The following is a 21,678-nucleotide window of genomic DNA, read 5'->3' as shown; positions in this document are numbered from 1 at the left end:
CATAGTATATAATAAAGGCACTTGAATGACAAAGAAAATATTTTAGGAAGGTGAAGAAATGGATTTTGCACAAAAATTAAAAAGATTAAGAGAAAAAGAAGGCATGACACAAACTGATCTTGCCGAAGAACTAGGTTTATCACTTAAGACTATTTCAAGATATGAAGTCAATGGTATGAGACCTCGTAGTAGAAAAATTTATAATCAAATGGCTAACATATTTAGAGTTGACGCATCATACCTTTTAGTTGATGATGACGACTACAAGGTTCCAGTTGAGGACCAAAACTATGATATGCTTGTAAATGGCATGCTAGGCCTATTCGCAGGTGGAACACTTAGCGATGAAGACAAAAAGGCTGTAGTTGAAGCTATCACAGATGCTTACTACAAATCAAAATATCAAGGCAATAATAATAAGGAAAGTAAAAATTAGTGAGCGAAAAATATTTAGATGATGCACTTGCATTGATTGAGGAGCACGGAACTAATGATCCTTACGAGATACTTGAAAACCTTGGCGTAGTAGTCATACCCATAAACATAGGTGCGGCTTTTCTAGGCATGTTTAGGATTTTGGACGGCGTTAGCTACGTGATCTACAATACTCATGCGGATGAGAAAGTGATTACACAGGTCTTGGCGCATGAACTAGGTCACTACCTTTATCACAAGGATTATGCAAGTGAGGCGGAGCTAGCAGATTTTGGCTTGTCACAGGAGTCTTCAATAATCGAAGCCCAGGCCAATACCTTTGCGGCGCATCTACTTATTGACGAAGACGAAGTTTTAAACACTATAGAGGAAGGCATGAGCTACATGGAGCTCGCTCAAAGACTGATGGTTGACGAAAATCTTCTTCTTTATAAGCTTAAGTCTATGAAGAAGAGGGGCCTTAATATCAATTTGGGCGAAGTTCCTAGGAGTCAGTTCTTTCAAAATCTAGCAGAACAAGCTAAAAAATACGAAACAGACTAGTGGAGGATACTATGAAAAAGAAAATATTAAGCGCAGTGGCATTACTTGTCCTAGCAAGCTTATTTTTATTTGCGTGCGATGGAGCTAAGGATGCTGCTAAATTTACTATAAAGGATCATTACACAACAGCAGGAACTAACGGCGTATTAACGTCTTATGATATCGATGGCAAAGAATATGTCATCTTCGACCAATTCTTAGAGCTACTTAACCCAACAATTCATAGAGTGGGTAATGTTTATGAGATGGTTGACGGCGTTCCTATGCCAAAGAAGAGTGAAGATGGCTTCTATTACCTTGACGATGGCATGCTATATAGCACAGAAAAGCCGATAGAAGCAGTCAGACTTGACAGCGAAACTTATGATAAGATGGAAGACGTTAAGTTCCCTATATATTATAAGGACGATGTCATTGCTCTTGATGAGGGAGTAAAGAAAGTTAATGATACAGTTTTCTATCCACTAGAACATCTAGCTGAAGTATTTAGCTTTAAGGCTGAAAACGGCGAATTTGTTTTTGCAGAAAAAGATGAAAATGAATTAGAAGTTCTTAATCAAAAGGACTACGACTGGTATATTGATCAAAAAGAAACAGGTCAATACGCTGATAATAACTGTGGACCAAGCTGCGCTGTAATGAGCTTGTATTTCCAAAAGGGATATGACAAGGCTATCACAGCTGAAACTGCTAGAAACACTCGTGTCAACGATGGTGGCTGGTGGTTCACATCAGACGTTAGTGACTTCTTAAGTGATTCTGGTGTTAAGCACAAAATGAAGTTCTACAAGAACCCAGATAGCTTATTGACACCGCTTAGAGAAGGCAAAATCTGTATCATCTGTATCGATTCATCGACACTTCGTTACAATCCAGATAACGATTCTCGCTTTAACAAGTACTACACAGGTGGCGGCGGTCACTTCATCATTGTCAATGGATATAAAGTAGTAGACGGAAGACTTTATTATATAGTAAACGACCCTAACTCTTGGGGCATGAAGTACGCTGATGGCACTTACATGGGTAAGGACAGATACTACGATGCCATCGACATAGACAAGACAGTTAGAGATTGGTCAAGAGAGTATTACATTGTAGATAATAATTAGTAATAATAGACGGCTTAGGTCGTCTATTTTTTTGTCTAAAAAAGGAGTGAGATAGAAGTGGATATACTTGATAAACTTAAAAATAGAGAAGAGATATATTACCCTATAGAAAGAAATAGAAATATGGACCTGCGCTTTACATTGTATGACGCCTTTCTTGCTAAGAAGCGCTTCGAACGTTTTGCGCCTCTCTTCATGGAAGCCTTTGAGGAGATAGATGGACCATGCTATTACAAAAGCGATTTATATAAGTCAAAGCTTGGAGCTGCGCTTTATCTAAAGCTTGATTCGGAGCTAAAAGTTGCTCATAGCGTTAAGGCGAGAGGCGGCTTTAACGAGGTCATGGTCAAGGTCGAAGACGTTCTTAAAGAAAATAATATGCTAGATAAATTTGATGATTTAAGTCTTGACGACATAAGAAAGATTATGGCGGCATATACAATCGAAGTGAGTTCAACTGGCAACTTGGGTCTATCCATAGGTCTATGCGCTAAGGCCTTTGGCTTTAAAGCCAAGGTTCATATGAGCCGCGACGCGAAGGATTGGAAGAAAAAGCTATTAAGAGAAGCGGGCGCTGAAGTCATCGAGTATGATCATGACTATACATACGCAGTTAAGATGGGTAGGTTAAGTGCCGAGCAGAACCCAATGAGCTACTTTGTTGATGATGAGATGAGTGAAAAGCTTTTCCTCGGCTATGCAGCGTCCATTTTTGAAGTCGCTGAGCAAGTAGCATCAAGCGGGATAAACCCATCAGATGACGAGCCCCTTCATGTATTTTTGCCTTGCGGCGTGGGCGGCGCACCTGGTGGCATCGCATTTGCCTTAAGAAGCTTCTTCAAAGACAGCGTCCGTATATACTTTGTAGAGCCGACCGAGTACCCTTGTATGCTATATAGCTTTATTCATGGTGAGGCTGCTTCTGTTAACGATATCGGTCTCGGGGGCAAAACCATTGCCGATGGTCTTGCGTGTAGCGCACCATCGAAGCTTGTCTTTCCTATGCTATCTTCACTTATCGACGGCTTCTTCACCTTTAACGACGAGAGCATATTAAGAGCAAAGAAAGATATAGAAGCGATTGACGAGAAGGTCGTCGAAGCATCGAGCGCCGCAGCACTATTAGCATATGAAAAAATAAATAGGCCAAAGAACTCAATACTATGGATTACTGGATCAAATGTTGATAAATAGCACTTAAAGTCTTGAATTATAATATTGTTAGTGATATAATTAAAATTTGGAGGGATATTATGAATTTATTAGTTGTAATTTTAAATGAAATGGATAAGCTCGATGAATTATTACTTGAACTTTCCAAAAAATCAATCACAGGAGGTACTATACTTGACAGTCAAGGTATGGCCTCAACACTAGCTGGTTGGCACAAAGACATCAGTGCCTTCGGCGGACTTAGACAAATACTTAACGGACAAAGACCATTCAACAAAACACTGCTTATGGTGCTTGACGATGAAAAGCTTGTCGTAGCAAAGGAAGTTGTTAAGACTGTTATGGGCAATATTAACAATGAAAATACAGGAATTATGTTTACTCTTGATGTCAAGAGCGTGGAAGGATTGACTAAATAGTATGAATTATGAAATCTTATTACATTTAGGTACAATCTTACTCGTTGGATTTATAGTTTCAAAAATACTTGGCCTCTTCAAATTTCCAGAGGTAACAGGCTACTTGATAGCAGGTATACTCATAGGACCCTCGGTCTTAGGACTAATACCCGAAGAAGCAGTTAAGAACTTTGATATCATCAGTGAAGTCGCTTTAGCCTTCATCGCCTTTTCCATAGGTGCCGAGCTAAAGTTTGACGATTTAAAAAGAGTGGGCAAGGCGATATTTATAATAACTATACTAGAAGCACTAGTTGCCTTTTTCCTAGTAACCGTAGTTATGCTTTTACTTGGACAAAGTTTTCCATTCTCACTAGCAATAGGCTCAATCGCGTGCGCAACAGCACCAGCCGCAACACTTATGGTCATTAAGCAATACAAGGCCGAAGGACCACTAGTTAGGACACTTATACCAGTCGTTGCACTTGATGACGGCGTTTGTATCATCGCTTTCGGTGTTGCATCAACACTTGCTCAAAACATGATACAAGGCGGAGCTTTTTCAATGATGAACATGGTTGGAAAGCCAATAATCCAAATATTAGCAGCACTTGCTCTAGGTGTAGTAGCAGGCATCATCATGGTTAAGTCCATGAGATTCATGAAGAACCAAGGACAAATCCAAGCTTCTTTTATAGGTGTAATCTTCTTATTAGCAGCTATATCACTACGCTTTGACCTATCAAGTCTACTTACTATGATGGCTTTTGGTACAACAATCTGTAATACATCAAGAGAAGAAGTTAAAGTCTTCAACGCAATCGAAGTTATTACGCCAGCCATCTTCCTATGCTTCTTTGTATTATCAGGCGCAGACCTTAACCTAGCAAGCTTAACAAAAGTTGGTCTACTTGGTATAGCATATGTAGTTGCTAGAGTCATAGGTAAGGCGCTAGGCGCAGGCATTGGCGCAAAGATCGGCAACTTGCCAAGCACAGTACAACAAAACCTAGGTTTCTGCCTTGTTCCTCAAGCCGGCGTTGCCATCGGTCTTTCACTAATTGCAAAGAGAATCATACCTGCACCTCATGGAGAAGTAATCAGAGACATAATACTTTCAGCTACAGTTATCTATGAATTAGTAGGACCGCTATTAACAAAGATGGCGCTACTTAGAGCTGGAGAAATCAAAAAGGAGAACTTATAATGAACATCAAAATTAAGTATTTTGAAGAGCTAAACACAACCGAACTATATGAAATACTTAAGCTTAGACAAGCTGTCTTCGTGGTAGAACAAAACTGTCCATATCACGATATAGACGAGTTTGATCCAGTATCAGTGCACCTTATGATGATAGAGGGTGACGAGCTTATCGGCTACGCTAGAATCAATGAGAAGGGCACTCGCTATCCAGAAGTTTCTATAGGCCGCTTCCTTGTGAAGAAGGATTTTAGAAAAGATGGTTACGGCGATAAGCTATTCTCAAGGGCAATCGACTACATCACAGACGACATGAAAGAGGATACAATCAAAATACAAGCTCAAACATATATGAAAGATTATTACGCTAAGAAAGGTTTTAAAGAGATATCCGAGCCTTATCTTGAAGACGATATAGAGCATGTGGATATGCTTTACAAAAAAGATTAATATGTATAAGAAAATATTTATCATGCTTATGGTCTTGTGCCTAGCCTTAACAGCTTGCGCAGGGACTGAAGATGCTGCTAAAAATGATAAAAAAGATTTAAGTATACTCTTACTGATCAATGGTACTCTTGGAGACAAAAGCTTCTTCGATAGCGCTGAAGCAGGCATGGAGCTAATCAAGGAAAAGTATCCAGAAATAACTACTAAGACCATAGAGATGGGTGTTGACGAGACAAAGTACGCCGCTATACTTGAAGAAAATGTAAGCTCAAAGGCCTATGACATCATCGTAGCGGGCACTTGGCAGCTTAAGGACAAGCTGCAAAAGATATCCGAAGCCTACCCAGAACAAAAATTTATACTTTTTGACGACAACGCCAACGATGGCGAGAAAAAATATGATAACATCTACTCGATTCTTTACAAGCAAAATGAAGGCGGTTTCTTAGCTGGGGCACTTGCTGGATTAGTTGAGCAAGGCGAGGGCTATAGTTTTGCCAAAAAGACTAAAAAGATCGGTCTAATTGGCGGCATGGACAATAAGATAGTTAAGGACTTTTTACTTGGCTACGAAGATGGTGCAAAATACGTGTGCGATGATGTAGAGGTCTTAACAAGCTACGTTGGTAACTTCACTGACGCGATTAAGGCGAAGGACCTAGCTAACATCTTGTACAAGGAGAAGGACGTCGACATCATATTTAACGTCGCATCCATAGCTGGCCTTGGCATCATCGACTCAGCAGCTGAGACAGAGCACTACGTCATAGGCGTTGACTCAGATCAAGCGGCTCTACTAGGCGAAGCAAAAGCAAAATTCATTTTGACTTCAATACTAAAAAGAGTTGATATATCCTTACTTAGAGCAATTGATAAATACAAAGCTGGCGAAGAAATCTTCGGCACAACAGAAATTTTAGGCGTAAAAGAGGACGCCATCAGCATAGCTGACAACGATTTCTACAAAAACACAGTCAGTGAAGCAGATAGATCCAAGATAGACGAGATTATTGACGAGATAAAAGCTGATAAGATCACTATCAGAAGCGAATTCAATGATTAAGATAAATAATTTAAGCTTTGCTTATGGCGAGAAGATCATCTTCGATAAGTTTAGCTTAGAGATAAACGATAGACTTGCTTTTCTTATGGGGAAGAATGGTGCAGGCAAAACGACACTTTTAAAACTCATTCACGGAGACTTGAAAGATTACAGTGGAGAGATAGTCTCAGACGAGGCCTATATGCTTAGTCAAAGCTTTATGCTCTTTGATGAGCTAAGCGCTATTGAAAATATCAGCTCTGCCATAAACGTGAGTAAAAAAGAAGCAGAGAGCCTTGTAAAGACATCGCCATTTTATATAGAGGGTCTTGAGCGCAAAGTCAAGGACATGAGTACTATTGAGAGGCAGACAGTTGAGCTCATCGCAATGAGTCTAACAGAAAAAAAGCTGATACTACTTGACGAGGTGAGTGCCGCACTTGATGCGAGGACCACAGATAAGCTTAAGGCCTACATCAAGGGCTCGGAGAAGAGCTTTCTTATGGTATCACACGACGAGGACTTCATTCAAAGCTTCGATGCGAAGAAAATTTTTTTAGATAAGCAAAAAGCAGAGTCCGAGCAAAAAATTGATCCTAGGCAAAATGCACGCAGCTCAAAAATTATCGGCATCTACCTAAAAGACGAGTCAAAACTCGAGATGCTCATCAAAGGCTTCACGCGCTTTGCCTACGTGCCAAAAGATGTGCGCAGCGCCTTGCTTATGGACGAAGAGGCGTACAAAAACATCTTCATATATGATATTTTAAAGAATAAAAAATGCGATTACACAAAAGAGGCCGAGGACTTTATATCAAAATACAAATTAAAGTTCAAGGCGCATGACATTACGAAGACACTCTCTGGAGGCAATTTGCAAAAGCTGGTCTTTTTCAGAGAGATGGGGCGTGATGAGGACCTATACATTTTATACAATTACAAGAAGGGCATGGACTTCGAAGCGAAGGCCCTTGCTCAAGAGTCGATACTTAAGAGACGAGATGAAGGCAAAACCATTTACATCGTTTCGGACGATTACGAAGATTTAAAGGAGGATATAGTAGATGAAATCAAAGTCATTTAAGAGATATTTCATTTTGCTATATCCTTTTTTGATGCTTATAACACTAGTCTTAGTCGCTTTGATCTCAAATATCAGTCTTAACGATATGCTCATGGCGGCCGCAAAACCATTTGCCTCGCCATTCTATAGACTGAGCTTTATCAAAGAATTTCTCATAGTCGGCCTTTTGTCAGTGGCGATGAACCTTTCCTTGTCAATGGGTGAGATGAACTTTTCGTTTGAAGGCATCTTTCATATGGCGGTATTCTTATCGGCGTTAGTGGCCATTTACTTTGCAAATTTCTTTATAATTATAGCTTTAGTGCCAATAGTTTTGTATTTACTTTGGCAAGTACCGAAAAAAGTATCAAGAGGTGATGGAAACAAGCTCATCATCTCCTCACTGATCTTTAACTACCTTATTTTAGGTGCGATAAATTACCTTGTCTATACATTTTTCTCAGATGAAAATATTTCTTCAGCCGTTACAAAAGACTTTGCTTTTACGCTTGATATAAAGCTTGGCATTGCCATAGCCGTAGTGAGTCTTGTGGCATTTATAATATTTGCAGTGAAGACCTCGCTCGTATCTAAGCTAAAGATAATTAAGGACGCGCCAAGCATATTAACTTCGACTGGAACTGAGATAAAAAAAGAAAAGAGGGCGATAGACCTATGTCTTGCGCTTCTAACATCTGTGGCCGCATTTCTATATCTTTTCTTAAACTACAATCGCTTTTCACTTCAAAGCTTCACGGGCTACGGCTTTGACGCGATAACCGTTACGCTTCTTGCGCGTTGCGACTTTAAAAAACTTGCCTACCCAGCCATATTAATTACATACATAAGACTTTTAAGCCTTGTCATGCAGACCGAATTTTCCTTTGTTTCCTCTGTGATGTACCTAATGCAAGGCGTTCTGATCTTTATATCGATATTGGAGGCGCGCGATGACAGAAATTATTAGAGCCTTTATACGTATATTTCTTTTGTGCCTAGCCATCAACTCGATGAGGATGCTCGGCCTCTGCCTCTTACACGCAGACGGCCTTGTCAATATCTCGGCGATAACGGCACTTGTGTTATATAGCGAAACGCATTCATTTACATTTACAATATTGGCAGCAACAGTCGTAACGCTTTTGGTAAATACGTTTTTTGTTTACTTAACAAAACATAGAGGCACATCAGACATTGTTTATGGCATAGCGATGAACCTTATTCTGCGTGGTCTATCGGGCCTTATGCTTTATCTATATGCGGGCGACCTCGCCATGTCGACTTCGGTCAATGTAGATTTTGATGTGAAAGTATTTGGCGTTGACATATTTATAGTTTTGACTCTAGTACTAAGTCTTTTCTATTATATATATCTATATAAGACAAGGGCAGGGCTTGAGCTAAGAGCCGTGGGCCTTGATGAAGAAAAAGCTAGCTTTAGAAAATTAAATATAGCTAGGGCGCGCCGTGATGCGATTCTTTTTGCATCTATATTTGCAGCACTCGTTGGAAGCTTCTTATCGCTATCATATTTTTCATACTTCACGGAAAATATCTCGCAAAATGTGGGCTATGTATGCTTGGCGCTTGAAGGCTTCTCAGTCATACATCCAGCTTTAACGCCAATTGCAAGTCTTGTATACGCAGTCTTTACTTATCTTGCAGGCTCATTCCAAAGCGTGGCGGCCATTAACTACAAGCTCTTGGACTTAATTCCTTACCTTGTAATTCTCATTTTGCTATACTTTTTGAAGGACGATAAAAAATTGCGTGGCAAGGGCTTTTATGATATAATTAAAAAAGAGGTGAAGAAATGAAAAAGCTAATTAGAAATTTATTTATACTATCGATACTGCTTCTAGGCCTTATGAATACAGGAACTAAGGCGGCATCACTTAACTTAATCATAGACGGAAACAACGTGACAAAGAGCGCGAGCCCCATTGTCAAAAACAGAAGGACCTTGGTTCCACTTCGTTTCATCGGGGAAGCTTTAGGAAAGGAAGTTCTTTGGAACAACGACGAAAAGAGCGTTACAGTTAGTGACGAGGGCACTAGCTTCAAGCTATATATCGACTCAAAGATTATTGACAATAGTGACGGAACGCTTAAGTTTACTGACGTTGCTCCATGCATAGTGAACAGAAAAACATATCTACCGCTTAGAGCCATAGCTGAGCTTATGAATATAGGCGTCGGCTACGATAAAGCAAGTTCAACGGTTACTATTGATTCATCTACTTATAATCCAGTAGAAGAGAGTACTACAATCGTTGGCCTTATGCCAAATCAAACAATAAATACTAAGATGAATTTTACTTTTGTCACAAATAAAAATTTTGCAAAGGCAAAGCTATTACTATTAAATGACAAAAACGAAGGCTATATACAAGACGTAAAGACAAGTACAGCCGAAGCGCTTGAGTTTTTACCGAGCCTTAAAGACGAAGGAAATAAAAAATTAGTCCTTGCGCTTTACGATGCAAATGGCAATGTGATTGACGCGACAGGCGCCAAGATCAACTTAAACGTACTTCCGAGAGTAACTTACTCAGGCGTTGACAATAGTGGCTTTGTGCAAGACGAACTAAAGATAACACCTGACATAAACTTTATCGCATCAAAGATGAAGGCGACTATAACAAATTTAACTACAGGCGCTACAGAAGTGAAGGACAATCTTGATCCAGAAGGAGAATTCTTATTCAAGCCAAGCTATTTGGATGCGGGCAGCTATTCCATAATGCTATCGGCTTTTGACGAGCTAGGCAGAGAGCACTTTGGCGAGACAAAGAGCTTCACCATGAGCATAAATCCATATCTAAATATAACAGGCGTACCGAAGGACGGCGTCATCTCAGGTCAAGTAACGCTTAACGCGCAAAGAAACTTCGATGTAATGAGAACTGATTACGTTTTACGTGACCCATTGACAGGACAAGAAACAGTTATTGAGTCAAAATCATACGGCGCATGCAAGTTTTTCCCGAACATTAACGACGCAGGTCAAAAGGAAGTCTTCGTCAGATGCATAGACGCGAGCGGAAAGACTATGGAGAGCGAACATAAACTTGTCTTGATCAAGGGCGACTCGAAGCTTATACTTGAAGGCGTTGCTCCTGGCGGCATCGTTCACAAGTATGTGGATTTGAACGCTGTATCAAATGTTGGCGTTAACAGCGTAAACTATTACATCAAAAATCTTAGAACAGGCAAGACTAAGACCATAGCTGAGAACGTGCCTTATGGCCAAAAGTTTAGATACAACGTCACTAAGGACGATGAAGGCGAGAATGAAATCAGCGTTACAGGCAATCAAATCGACGCCTTTATCAAGGGTGAGAGCATTAAATTTAGGATATACACAGGAAAGATATATACAAAACAGCCGCTAATGGCGAAGGACAAATTCCTTGACTACACAAAAAAGATTGCTAGACGCGAATTTTTAAGAACAGACCTAAGCGGCGCCATCACTACAGCACAAGCAATACTTGAATCAGGTTGGGGCCAATCAGTGCCAGTCGATAAGTACACAGGAAAGTTCTCGAATAACCTATTTGGTATCAAGGGAAGCGCTTCCAATGGCACCGTAACCATAACTACAACAGAAGTTTATAATAACGTTAGATACACAGTTGATGACAAGTTTAGAGCATATAAATCGGCCGACGAATCATTTAGAGATCACACTGAATTATTCTTCGCAAAGAAATGGTATACGCCATTTAGAAAAGTTATGTTCAACGACCAAAGAGGCGTCTACGCAATCAAGAGATGCGGTTATGCGACAGACCCTAGCTATCCAGTGAAATTAAAGCAAATCATCGACAAATACAATCTAAAAGAGCTAGACAAAGTTAATTTATAAGATATAGAGCAGGGCACTTGCCTTGCTCTTTTTTTGTGGCAAGATATAAAAAAAATAATTAATTTTAGCATAGTAATGATTTAGACTGGGTATATTATAAAAAAGGAGGTATATTTATGAATTACTTAGTTTTAATCGGCGTACTGCTAATAGTTGTCGGCTTTGCACTAAAGCTTGACGTTGTAGCAGTCGTTTTGATATCTGGCCTAGTAACTGGCTTGGTATCAGGTATGTCATTAGTAGAAGTATTAGACTTAATTGGAAAGGGCTTTGTAACAAACAGATACATGTCACTTTTCTTCCTAAGTCTACCACTAATCGCTATCATGGAAAGGTACGGTCTTAAGGACAGAGCAGCTGAAGCCATAAAGAAGATCAAATCAGCAAGCGCAGGTGGCGTTGTTGGTTTATACATCTTAATTAGATGGGTGGCAGCTATATTCTCTTTAAGACTAGGTGGACACGTTCAATTCGTTAGACCACTTATACTACCTATGGCTGAGGGTGCTGCAGCAAAGACTGTTGACCTATCAGAAAAGAAATTAGAAGAGCTTAAGGGACTTGCAGGTGCTGCAGAAAACTACGGAAACTTCTTCGGACAAAACATATTCCCAGTTGCGAGCGGCGTTTTATTAATTCAAGGTACACTAGCAGGAGCTGGTTATGAAGTTACTAACGCAGAAATCGCTCAAGGCTCAATACTAGCCGGCGTTGCTATGGTGATTTTATCACTAGTACAATGCTACCTATTTGAAAAAAGTTTAAGAAAGGAGCTTAAGAATGTTTAAATTTATTTATGCTAATTCAGCTATGGTTGACGAAGTCATCTACATTCTATGTGGTATCGTCTGCATTATGACTGGAATTAGAGGCTTAAAGAATAAAAAAGCTCCTATCGGTACATTTCTTTTCTGGACACTTTTAGGTATACTTTTTGGAGCAGGTAAGTTTATTATCGACAGTTTTGAACATGGCGGAGCCATCATAGGCGGCTGCTTGATGCTACTAGGAGCACTAACACTTACAAATCAAGTACAAATAGGCGAGTTCAATTCTCAATCAGAAGAGCAAAAAGTTGCTTACGGAAAAAAGGTTGGCAACAAGATATTCATACCAGCTCTTGCAATAGGTGTCATCGCCATGATTATGGCGCAATTCAAGAGCTTTAAAGTAGCTGTTGATGTAAAAGATGGTGCAGATGTATTCTTTGGATTTACATCAGCTCAAACACTTGGTATATCATCAGTACTTGCCATCATCATCGCGCTTATCATAACAAAGGCAAAATACTCTGAAACAAAGGAAGATACAGCTAAGATGCTTATGCAAATAGGCAGCTCATCACTACTTCCTCAACTACTTGGAGCACTAGGAACAGTATTCGCAGCGGCAGGTGTTGGCGAAATCATCGGTTCAGGCGTTTCTGCTGTAGTTCCACCTGAAGCAAAAGTTTTAGGCGTAATCGCTTATTGCGTTGGTATGGTAGTCTTTACCATGATTATGGGTAATGCCTTCGCAGCATTTACAGTTATTACACTTGGCGTTGGTGTTCCATTCGTTATTGCCAATGGCGGTAACCCTGCCATCATAGGCGCGCTTGGTATGACTTGCGGCTACTGCGGTACGCTACTAACACCTATGGCTGCTAACTTCAACATAGTTCCAGGAGCTATACTTGAAACAAAAGATAAATACACTATAATCAAGGCACAAGCACCAGTTGCTATACCTTTAATAGTAGTACACATTATATTAATGTTATTGATTGGATTTAGATAGAATTAGAAGAAATTTTGAAAGGAGACGATATTTTGAAGATATTAGTAACAGGCTTTGACCCCTTTGGCGGAGAAAAGATAAACCCAGCGATTGAATCGGTAAAGAAACTTCCTGATACAATTGCCGGAGCTGAAATAATTAAGCTAGAGATACCTACTGTAATAGGTAAATCTGTTGACAAGATCAAAGCAAAGATTGAAGAAGTGCATCCAGATGTTGTTTTATCCATCGGTCAAGCAGGCGGCAGACCAGACATCACTGTTGAAAGGGTCGGCATCAACTGCGACGACTGCAGAATCAAGGACAACGAAGGCAATCAACCTATAGATGAAAAGGTGGCTGAAGACGGTCCAGCGGCATATTTCTCGACACTACCTATCAAGGCCATGGTTAAGAGTATACAAGATGGCGGCGTGCCAGCAAGCGTTTCAAACACAGCAGGTACTTTCATCTGTAATCACGTTCTTTATGGAGTAGCACACATACAAGCTACTAAGCATCCTGAGATGAGAACAGGTTTTATACACATTCCGTTCTTACCAGAACAAGTAGTTGATAAGAAGAATATGCCATCGATGGCGCTTGAGACTATTGTTAAGGGACTTACTTTGGCAATAGGAGCGATTGTAAATAACGATAGTGATATTAAAGTCACAGGTGGAGCCACTCATTAATTCTTAAAAAAATCGCGCCTGAAGCTTGTAACGAATGAAGACATATCCTCGATGTACTCGCTTGTACTACTCCGGTATGTCTCATTCTAAACTTCGCTTCATTCATCGATTTTTTCTACAGAATTAAAAAAAATATATTTAAATGCATATAATGTTTATCAAACATACAAGACTAGAATTAATTTTCTAGTCTTTTTTATTATATCTACACAAAGCTATTGACAAAGCAAATTACTAATGCTATAATAATATTGAACATAGTTCAGTTAGGAGGACGTATGAAGAGCTCTGTTTTATCAAAGGATGCTATACTTATTAAAATTAGAGAGATAGTCGCAAGAGACGGTCTCGATGCGCTTAGTATAAGAGGGCTCGCAAAGGAGCTTGACTGCTCTGTTGGCATCATCTACTACTACTTTGAGTCGAAGGACGAGCTGATCGTCGAAGCGATAGAAAGTGTTTGGGAAGACATCTTTCAAGCGGATGAGACAAGTAACTACGATTCATTTTTAGCTTATATCAGTGATTCTTTTACTCATATAAGCAGTGGAATTAAAAAGTATCCAAACTTTTTCACTCTTCACACTCTTATGCTTCAAACCGATAAGAGGAGCGAGGCTAAGTCCATGATGCAGATTTACATGACTAAGCTTAAGAGCAATATGAAAGAAGTTTTGGATCGAGATAGCAGTGTCAAGAAAGGCGTTTTCACTGATGACTTCACTGAAGATGATTTTATTAGCTTCATCATGTCAAACATCATGAGCCTTATACTTGATCCATCGTATAAAAAAGAGTTTTTCATTAAACTTATAGATAAAATATTATATTAAAACCCGTCACTTAATCTGACGGGTATATATTAAAGCGAAATTGAACAATGTTCAGTAAGGAGTGATATTATGCGAGCAATTTTTGAAAGTCTTTTTGACGCCATCTACCTAATCACAGTCATCACTATAGGTATAAAGATGCTGCAAGGGGCGCATGGCAGAAAAGAGTACCGCTTATTTGGTCTCATGGCTCTAGTACTAGGTTTTGGCGATGCCTTTCACTTAGTGCCAAGGATGATTGCGCTACTGACAACAGGCGAAGAAAATTATGTGAAGCTACTTGGTCTTGGTAAGCTCATCACATCCATCACCATGACGGTGTTTTACGTCTTGCTTTATTATGTTTGGCGCCTGCGCTATAAGGTAAATGGCAGAGATGAACTCACTAAGACCATCTACGGACTTGCAATACTTAGGATAATTCTTTGCCTATGTCCAAGGAATGAATTTTTGTCGGCGAATCCGCCATTATCCTGGGCAATATATAGAAATTTACCGTTTTTGCTTATAGGCATCATAATTATGATTATATTCTACAAGTCACAAAAGGCGCACAATGACAAGAACTTTAAGTATATGTGGCTCACAATAGTTTTGAGTTTTGCCTTTTACGCGCCAGTCGTTTTATACGCGCAAAGGTATCCAAACGTAGGACTACTGATGATACCAAAGACTTGCGCTTACGTTTGGACAGTCTTGATAGGGTATAAAGATATGATTAGCACAGAGAAAAAATAAGTTTTTGACAAAGCGTCTTGCTCGTGGTATAATCATATTTACATTATTTAATATATAGCTATTTAATATACCTATATACGAAAGGAGAAAAATATGAAGAAGAAATTAGTTAACACAGCTGCATACTATGCTGTAGCTGGTCTATTTGCAGGCGCTTTCTACAGAGAGTTCACTAAGTACATGGGCTATACTGGAGTAACATCACTTGGCAAAGCACACACACACCTATTTGCCCTAGGTATGCTTATGTTTTTAATAGTTACTGCACTTGCATCAACAACAGAAATTACTAAGAGCGAGTACTTCGATCGCTTCTACTTTTATTACAACATCGGCGTTGGTCTAACAGCAACTATGATATTCTGTAGAGGTTTGTATCAAGTAATTGGTCTTGACAACAAAATACTAGACCTTGTTATATCATGGACAGCAGGCGCAGGACACGTAACAGTTACTATCGGCCTAGCATTTTTATTCTTGTCATTGAAACAAACAATCAAGGACTAGAAGCGTAATTTAAAATATACGATTAGAATATACTTTATTCTACCCTCATTTCTTTTTTGAGCCTCATCACATGATGGGGCTTCCCTTTTGTTAAGTATCTGTTACAAGAGCGTTTTTTTATGATAATGGTGGTATAATTATATCAAAGGAAGTGATACTATGAAAAAATTTAGAAATACTTTACTCATACTCATGGCTCTTGTCATGATGCTAAACGCCTTTGCTTGCAAGAAGACTGATGACCATGTTGGTGCCAATGGAAGTTCAAGTGGCAATGCAAATGAAAATACCGAAGCAAATGAAAATAATAAAGAAGAAAATAATGAAGCAAATGAAAATAATGACGAAGCACCTGAAGCTATTGACACAAAAAAAGAAAATGAAGATGATGGCATAAGTGATTTATATAAGCTAGTGGAAAAGGATTTAAAAAAAGAAGTAAAAGAAGATAACAAGGCCTTTATGATTCCTCTTGGCGCAGGATATGACGAAGAGACTTTAAAAGCAGTTTTAACTAGACTAAAGGAAGTCAAGGAAAAATACTCATACGACAAGGACCTTGAAGAGCTAATGATGCTTGTTAAGGGTGATGACGGCAATACTTATCTCGTTGCGCAAGAGTTTTATCTACTAGTACCAAAGTATGATGACGCGGACATTTCGCTTAAGGAGCTAGAACTTAGTGAAGAGGGCGCTTTAGACGCCGTGGCAAACGAAGCACTTGACGGCAAAATTGTTCATGGACCTACACTTATCGTGCAAAACATCTCTGATATAGCGCCTAATGGCGAAATCACTATCAAGGATAAAGCTGGCGAAGTGAAGTTCAGTCCTTATGTTTCATTAAAGGATGGCGAGCTAATGCTTGATGAGGGCGCAGTCGATGCGAGCGAAGTACTAAGCTACGATGACAAGGCTGATGACTACGACGAAAAACTATTCGAAAAAATCTATAGCTATATGCCAAAATTTTAATTAAATATAAAAGGGGATTATGTCAAGAAATAATTAAAAAATTCTTGACATTTTCTTTTCATTATTGTATAATATCTCTTGTTGGGACCTTTAGCTCAGTTGGTTAGAGCGTCCGGCTCATAACCGGCAGGTCCGGGGTTCGAGTCCCTGAAGGTCCACCAATTTGCCCAGATAGCTCAGTCGGTAGAGCAGTAGACTGAAAATCTACGTGTGGCTGGTTCGATCCCGGCTCTGGGCACCACGCTTAAGTTTTTACTTAAGCTTATTTTTTTATCAGAACTATTCCATAATCATAATTAAAAATTTAATGTTTATTTTAATTCTTCAGTGGGTATACTTATAACAGGTGATAATAAGTGTACAGAAAGGATGAATATTATGAATGACGTTCTTCTTATTAATAGGATAGATGTACAGAAAGAATACGATAAGAAAAAGAAGGTCTTTTTTATTGTCGATTACAAGAGTGAAGATTATTCGGAATACAATATAGTTAAGATATTATGCGGCTTAGAAGGCATTAGCTCTGAAGACATTGTCTTTAGGTACAACGGCTTTCAAATACAAACTGAAATAAGGAACATCCCAGCCATATTAAGGGCGCTTATCGATGAGAAAGTGCCTGTATATAGCGTTTTTGAGATGTATACACCGGTGGTTTAGTATGGCAAAGATGAATCAAAGGCAGAGAAGACTGCGTTTTTACAGAATACTTGTACTTTTGCTTATAGCCCTAATCGCTGTATACTTTTTCTTTTTTAGAAAGAAATTCATAGGCGTAAGCAAAGAAGAAAGAGTTGACAATATCAAGGCGTCCATCGAAGACTTGGGCGAGCTAGTAACGGTCGAGTATAATTACACCGACGTTTTAACGTATAAGGACAGCTTAACTCTTATGGATATGAAGATACCATTCACAGACAAGAGCTACATCATAAAGTATAACGGCTACATCAAGGCAGGCGTTGACCTAGCAAAGGCTGTTGTTAAGGACGTAAAGGAAACAAGTGTCGAGCTTGACGTGCCAAGTGCGGCCATCACAGACAGCGTTCTTGATGAAAAGTCCATGGTTATACTTGATCAAAAGAACAATATATTTAATCCTTTAGACTTGGGTGACTACCAAGAGACACTTAAAAAAGAATTGAATGCTCGAGAGCTAAAGGCTAAGAAAGACGGCATACTCGAGAGAGCTCAGGCAAATGCTGACAAGCTCTTAAGAAAGCTGCTTGAGGGCCTTGGCTTCAAAGATATAAAAATTAATTACATTTAGGAGGTAATTTGATATGAAAATTAGTAAGAATGTTGTAGATGCTTTAGTTGAACAATACAACTTTGAATTGGAAAGTGGCTATATTTATCTAGCTATGGTACATGACTTAAAGGACAAAGCTTGGGACGGTTTCGCTCACTTCATGGACAAACAAGCTCATGAAGAATACGAACATGCTACTAAATTCAAAGGCTTCATCGAAGAAATAGGCGAAAGAGTTGAACTAAAAGCAATTCCTGAACCAAAGAAAGAATACAAATCAGTTCTAGAAATATTCAAAACAGCTTATGATCATGAACAAGAAGTTACTAAGAGAATCGAAAATATCTATGAACTAGCACTAGAAGAAAAGAACTACGTTGTAGTAGAATTCTTAAATTGGTTCTTAAAAGAACAAGTTGAAGAAGAAGACAATATGAGAACTATTGTTGAAGTATTAGAAAACTTAAAAGACGGTTACACAGGTCTATATCTATATGATAAGGAACTAGGTAGAAGAGAATAATCTTAAGATATTTATAAGGGGTGCTTAAGTGCACCCTTTAAATATATATAGCAGAGCTATAAAAATATTTTTTAGGAGGAAAATTATGAGAGCAATGACACAAACAAACCTTCAATCAGCATTTGGAGGAGAATCACAAGCGCACATGCGTTACCTATACTGGGGAAACGTAGCAGAAAAAGAAGGCTTTAAGAACGTAGCAAGACTATTTGAAGCAACAGCTGAAGCTGAAAGAGTTCACGCTCACCTACACTTTAAAGCTATGAAAGACATATCAGGTGACTTCGCAGTTACATCTGGAGCAGGTTTTGGTGACCACGGAACATCTAAAAACCTTGAAGCAGCAGCAGGCGGAGAACGTTTTGAATTTACAGAAATGTATCCAAGCTACATATTAGTTGCCGAAGAACAAGGCGAAAAAGCAGCTGTATCAGCAATGAAATTTGCTATCGAAGCTGAAAAAGTTCACGAAAAACTATTCTTAAAAGCTAAAGAAGCAGTTGACGCAGGCAAAGACTTAGACGCTGACAAGATTTATCTATGCCCATTCTGTGGATTTATTTCACTTACAGGCGAAGAAGACAAGTGCCCAATCTGCGGCGCAGACAAATCAAAATTCGTTGAATATTAATACACGAAATTAATTTAATTATCTAAAAGATTCCTATACCATAAGCGTATAGGAATTTTTTTGTAAAAAGAGTAGAAATATTTGCTCATATGTGATAAAATAGTACTGATTAATATAGAAAGAGGTATTGCATTGGCAAAATTACTTATACAAGAATCAAATCCCTTGCTAGGCACAGTAAGAGTCAGCGGCGCGAAGAACGCTGCACTACCGATACTTGCTGCGACTATACTTGGCACTGAAGACATCATCTTAGAGGATTTACCTAAGCTGAAAGATGTCGAAGTCATGTGCGAAGTGCTTGAGTCACTTGGGGCTACGGTTGAGAAATTAGATGAACATAGAGTAAAAATTAATTCAAATACTATAAATAAATACGAAGTCGACTACCAATTGATGCACAAGATGAGAGCATCCTTCATAGTTATGGGGGCGCTCATAGGCAGGATGGGTAAGGCGAGGTCCTCGATGCCGGGAGGTTGCGCTATAGGTGCAAGACCAGTTGACCTGCACTTAAAAGGCTTTAGATCACTTGGCGTCAACGTCGATGTTGAAGAGGCAGACGAGTACACAGATATCTTTGCTCACGCAGATAATTTAGCTGGCAATAAGATATATCTTGACTTTCCATCAGTTGGCGCAACACAAAACATCATCTTGGCGGCGGTCCTTGCTCAAGGCGAGACAGTCATCGATAACGCGGCCATGGAGCCAGAAATCGTTGATATGGTAAACTTCCTCAACAAGATGGGCGCAAAGATTTATGGCGCAGGCACATCGACTATACGTATAAGAGGCGTTGAAAAACTTCTTGGCGCTACACATCAAATCATGCCAGATAGGATAGAGGCAGGCACGTTTATGGTGGCTGCGGCGGCAACACACGGCGACATCATATTAAATAATGTCATCGTTAATCATATGAGACCTGTTATAGCGAAGCTGCGTGAAGCAGGCTGCGAAATATATGAAGAGGCTGATTCACTAAGGATTATAGCGACTAAAAAGCTTAAGCCGATCAAGGTAAAAACACTACCATATCCAGGATTTCCAACAGATATGCAAGCCCAATTCATGGCGCTTGAAACCATCATCGAAGGGAAGTCCGAGGTAATAGAAACAGTTTTTGAAAATAGATTTATGCACGTAGATGAGCTAAGAAAGCTAGGCGCAGACATTGACGTAGAGGACAGAACTGCAACAGTTAAGGGCGTAGCAAAGCTTCACGGAGCAGAAGTAAAGGCGACAGACCTTAGAGCTGGAGCCGCACTTGTCATAGCAGCCCTATGTGCAGAGGGCGAGACAAAGCTTTCAGACATATATCATATCGACAGAGGATATGAAGATTTTGAAGAGAAATTTAGATCCTTAGGCGCAAAAGTCTATAGAGTAGAGGAATAAGGGGGATAGGCATGGGATTAAGATCTGATGTAGGCATAGACTTAGGTACAGCAAGTGTACTTGTTTATGTAAAAGGTAAAGGCATAGTACTTAAAGAACCGTCTGTCGTAGCGATAGACCAATATACAAATAAATTCTTAGCAGTTGGCGAAGAAGCGAGAAAGATGCTTGGTAGAACACCAGGCAACATCGTTGCAATCAGACCGCTTAGAGAAGGAGTTATCTCAGACTACAGCGTTACACAAAGAATGCTTAAGTATTTTATACAAAAGGCACTTGGTAGAATGCTTTTCAAGCCAAGACTAGTAGTTTGCGTGCCAAGCGGTTGTACAGAAGTTGAGAAGAGAGCCGTTATTGAGGCTGCAAACGAAGCAGGTGCAATCAAAACTTATCTTATCGAAGAACCAATTGCGGCAGCTATAGGCGCTGGACTAGATATCACTCAGCCCAATGGTAACATGATCATCGATATAGGTGGCGGTACAACAGACATCGCCGTTATTTCACTTGGCGGCATCGTTGTAAGTAAGTCCATCAAAGTAGCGGGCGACGACTGCGACGAAGCAATCACTAAGTATATAAGAAAGAAATTCAAGATGATGATAGGCGAAAGATCAGCCGAAGAGCTTAAAGTAACTATAGGCTGCGCTTATCCACTCGAAGAAGAACAATACATGGAAGTAAAGGGCAGAAACCTAATGAGCGGCCTACCTATGAACGTAGTAGTATCATCATCAGACATGCTCGAAGCACTTAAAGAGCCGGTTCAAGAGATTATCGAAGCAGTTCACACAGTTCTTGAAAGAACACCACCAGAACTAGCGGCCGACATCTCCGGTTGCGGCATCATACTTACAGGCGGCGGCGCCCTATTAAAGGGCCTTGACACACTTGTTACAGAGCAAACAGGCATACCATGCAAAGTTGCTGAAGACCCTGTTGAATGCGTAGCCATCGGTACAGGAAAGTCACTTGATTGGGTAGAAATACTTGAAAAGTCAAACAATAAAAGCGGAGCAAGCGTTAGATTTAGATAATTTTATCTATACTTATGGCGTAAACTATTAAAAAT

Annotated in this window: 25 protein-coding genes and 2 tRNA genes; all 27 read left to right on the top strand. The window is 39.5% G+C overall.

The window, feature by feature from the left end; genetic code table 11:
• The first annotated feature begins 58 nt into the window (after nucleotides 1-58).
• The 27 genes from AC1EJ0_RS03655 (at nucleotide 59) to mreB (ending at nucleotide 21,643) form a co-directional block, all read left to right on the top strand.
• Nucleotides 59-436 (top strand): helix-turn-helix domain-containing protein, encoded by a 378-nt coding sequence (locus AC1EJ0_RS03655; RefSeq protein WP_058259461.1) that lies wholly within the window; start codon nucleotides 59-61, stop codon nucleotides 434-436.
• Complete coding sequence (locus AC1EJ0_RS03650) at nucleotides 436-978, top strand: ImmA/IrrE family metallo-endopeptidase (RefSeq protein ID WP_480023371.1); 543 nt, start codon at nucleotides 436-438, stop codon at nucleotides 976-978. Before AC1EJ0_RS03655 ends, AC1EJ0_RS03650 begins: the two co-directional genes overlap by 1 nt.
• Nucleotides 979-989: 11 nt before the next feature.
• Nucleotides 990-2,090 (top strand): hypothetical protein, encoded by a 1,101-nt coding sequence (locus AC1EJ0_RS03645; RefSeq protein WP_480023372.1) that lies wholly within the window; start codon nucleotides 990-992, stop codon nucleotides 2,088-2,090.
• Between the two features lie 57 nt (nucleotides 2,091-2,147).
• Nucleotides 2,148-3,284, top strand: a complete 1,137-nt coding sequence (locus tag AC1EJ0_RS03640; protein ID WP_480023373.1) for a D-serine ammonia-lyase — start codon at nucleotides 2,148-2,150, stop codon at nucleotides 3,282-3,284.
• A 59-nt stretch (nucleotides 3,285-3,343) separates the two neighbouring features.
• Nucleotides 3,344-3,682 (top strand): hypothetical protein, encoded by a 339-nt coding sequence (locus AC1EJ0_RS03635; RefSeq protein ID WP_058259457.1) that lies wholly within the window; start codon nucleotides 3,344-3,346, stop codon nucleotides 3,680-3,682.
• A gap of 1 nt (nucleotide 3,683) precedes the next feature.
• Nucleotides 3,684-4,868, top strand: a complete 1,185-nt coding sequence (locus AC1EJ0_RS03630; RefSeq protein WP_480023374.1) for a cation:proton antiporter — start codon at nucleotides 3,684-3,686, stop codon at nucleotides 4,866-4,868.
• The gene (locus AC1EJ0_RS03625) at nucleotides 4,868-5,314 is read left to right on the top strand and encodes a GNAT family N-acetyltransferase (protein ID WP_480023375.1); all 447 of its coding nucleotides are present in this window, start codon (nucleotides 4,868-4,870) and stop codon (nucleotides 5,312-5,314) included. The genes AC1EJ0_RS03630 and AC1EJ0_RS03625 overlap by 1 nt, the downstream gene beginning before the upstream one ends.
• 1 nt (nucleotide 5,315) lies before the next feature.
• Entirely contained in the window at nucleotides 5,316-6,377 is a 1,062-nt protein-coding gene (locus AC1EJ0_RS03620) for a BMP family ABC transporter substrate-binding protein (RefSeq protein WP_480023376.1), read from the top strand.
• On the top strand, nucleotides 6,370-7,440 hold the full coding sequence (locus AC1EJ0_RS03615; protein ID WP_480023377.1) for an ATP-binding cassette domain-containing protein: 1,071 nt from the start codon (nucleotides 6,370-6,372) through the stop codon (nucleotides 7,438-7,440). Before AC1EJ0_RS03620 ends, AC1EJ0_RS03615 begins: the two co-directional genes overlap by 8 nt.
• On the top strand, nucleotides 7,421-8,386 hold the full coding sequence (locus tag AC1EJ0_RS03610) for an ABC transporter permease subunit (RefSeq protein WP_480023378.1): 966 nt from the start codon (nucleotides 7,421-7,423) through the stop codon (nucleotides 8,384-8,386). The genes AC1EJ0_RS03615 and AC1EJ0_RS03610 overlap by 20 nt, the downstream gene beginning before the upstream one ends.
• Entirely contained in the window at nucleotides 8,370-9,236 is an 867-nt protein-coding gene (locus tag AC1EJ0_RS03605; RefSeq protein WP_480023379.1) for an ABC transporter permease subunit, read from the top strand. Before AC1EJ0_RS03610 ends, AC1EJ0_RS03605 begins: the two co-directional genes overlap by 17 nt.
• Entirely contained in the window at nucleotides 9,233-11,290 is a 2,058-nt protein-coding gene (locus AC1EJ0_RS03600; RefSeq protein ID WP_480023380.1) for a glucosaminidase domain-containing protein, read from the top strand. The genes AC1EJ0_RS03605 and AC1EJ0_RS03600 overlap by 4 nt, the downstream gene beginning before the upstream one ends.
• A gap of 116 nt (nucleotides 11,291-11,406) precedes the next feature.
• Entirely contained in the window at nucleotides 11,407-12,078 is a 672-nt protein-coding gene (locus AC1EJ0_RS03595; protein WP_058259447.1) for a DUF969 domain-containing protein, read from the top strand.
• Nucleotides 12,071-13,069: a DUF979 domain-containing protein gene (locus tag AC1EJ0_RS03590; protein ID WP_480023381.1), complete on the top strand. Its 999-nt coding sequence runs from the start codon at nucleotides 12,071-12,073 to the stop codon at nucleotides 13,067-13,069. The genes AC1EJ0_RS03595 and AC1EJ0_RS03590 overlap by 8 nt, the downstream gene beginning before the upstream one ends.
• A 32-nt stretch (nucleotides 13,070-13,101) precedes the next feature.
• Nucleotides 13,102-13,743, top strand: coding sequence for a pyroglutamyl-peptidase I (pcp, locus tag AC1EJ0_RS03585; RefSeq protein ID WP_480023382.1), 642 nt, complete (start codon nucleotides 13,102-13,104; stop codon nucleotides 13,741-13,743).
• A 278-nt stretch (nucleotides 13,744-14,021) separates the two neighbouring features.
• Nucleotides 14,022-14,576 carry a TetR/AcrR family transcriptional regulator gene (locus AC1EJ0_RS03580; protein WP_480023383.1) on the top strand — a complete coding sequence of 185 codons (555 nt, stop codon included), beginning with the start codon at nucleotides 14,022-14,024 and terminating at the stop codon, nucleotides 14,574-14,576.
• Nucleotides 14,577-14,645: 69 nt separating this feature from the next.
• Nucleotides 14,646-15,314, top strand: a complete 669-nt coding sequence (locus AC1EJ0_RS03575) for a hypothetical protein (RefSeq protein WP_480023384.1) — start codon at nucleotides 14,646-14,648, stop codon at nucleotides 15,312-15,314.
• Nucleotides 15,315-15,407: 93 nt separating this feature from the next.
• Entirely contained in the window at nucleotides 15,408-15,821 is a 414-nt protein-coding gene (locus AC1EJ0_RS03570) for a DUF2871 domain-containing protein (RefSeq protein WP_480023385.1), read from the top strand.
• Nucleotides 15,822-15,980: 159 nt separating this feature from the next.
• Nucleotides 15,981-16,796, top strand: coding sequence for a hypothetical protein (locus AC1EJ0_RS03565; RefSeq protein WP_480023386.1), 816 nt, complete (start codon nucleotides 15,981-15,983; stop codon nucleotides 16,794-16,796).
• Between the two features lie 84 nt (nucleotides 16,797-16,880).
• Nucleotides 16,881-16,957, top strand: a tRNA-Ile gene (locus AC1EJ0_RS03560).
• A 4-nt stretch (nucleotides 16,958-16,961) separates the two neighbouring features.
• Nucleotides 16,962-17,037, top strand: a tRNA-Phe gene (locus tag AC1EJ0_RS03555).
• Nucleotides 17,038-17,174: 137 nt separating this feature from the next.
• A complete protein-coding gene (locus AC1EJ0_RS03550; protein WP_294795894.1) occupies nucleotides 17,175-17,459 on the top strand; it encodes a hypothetical protein in 285 nt (94 codons plus the stop codon).
• A gap of 1 nt (nucleotide 17,460) precedes the next feature.
• Nucleotides 17,461-18,069, top strand: a complete 609-nt coding sequence (locus tag AC1EJ0_RS03545) for a DUF4230 domain-containing protein (RefSeq protein ID WP_480023387.1) — start codon at nucleotides 17,461-17,463, stop codon at nucleotides 18,067-18,069.
• 13 nt (nucleotides 18,070-18,082) lie between these two features.
• The gene (locus AC1EJ0_RS03540) at nucleotides 18,083-18,574 is read left to right on the top strand and encodes a ferritin (protein ID WP_480023388.1); all 492 of its coding nucleotides are present in this window, start codon (nucleotides 18,083-18,085) and stop codon (nucleotides 18,572-18,574) included.
• 85 nt (nucleotides 18,575-18,659) lie between these two features.
• A complete protein-coding gene (locus tag AC1EJ0_RS03535) occupies nucleotides 18,660-19,205 on the top strand; it encodes a rubrerythrin family protein (protein ID WP_480023389.1) in 546 nt (181 codons plus the stop codon).
• A 132-nt stretch (nucleotides 19,206-19,337) separates the two neighbouring features.
• Nucleotides 19,338-20,606 (top strand): UDP-N-acetylglucosamine 1-carboxyvinyltransferase, encoded by a 1,269-nt coding sequence (murA, locus tag AC1EJ0_RS03530; protein WP_480023390.1) that lies wholly within the window; start codon nucleotides 19,338-19,340, stop codon nucleotides 20,604-20,606.
• 11 nt (nucleotides 20,607-20,617) lie between these two features.
• Entirely contained in the window at nucleotides 20,618-21,643 is a 1,026-nt protein-coding gene (mreB, locus tag AC1EJ0_RS03525) for a rod shape-determining protein MreB (protein WP_480023391.1), read from the top strand.
• Nucleotides 21,644-21,678: the final 35 nt, after the last annotated feature.

The sequence above is a fragment of the Fenollaria sp. C0166D3 genome, from assembly GCF_056590255.1.
Note: the sequence above shows the minus strand (reverse complement) of the source record. Positions and strands in the feature narration are given on the sequence as shown.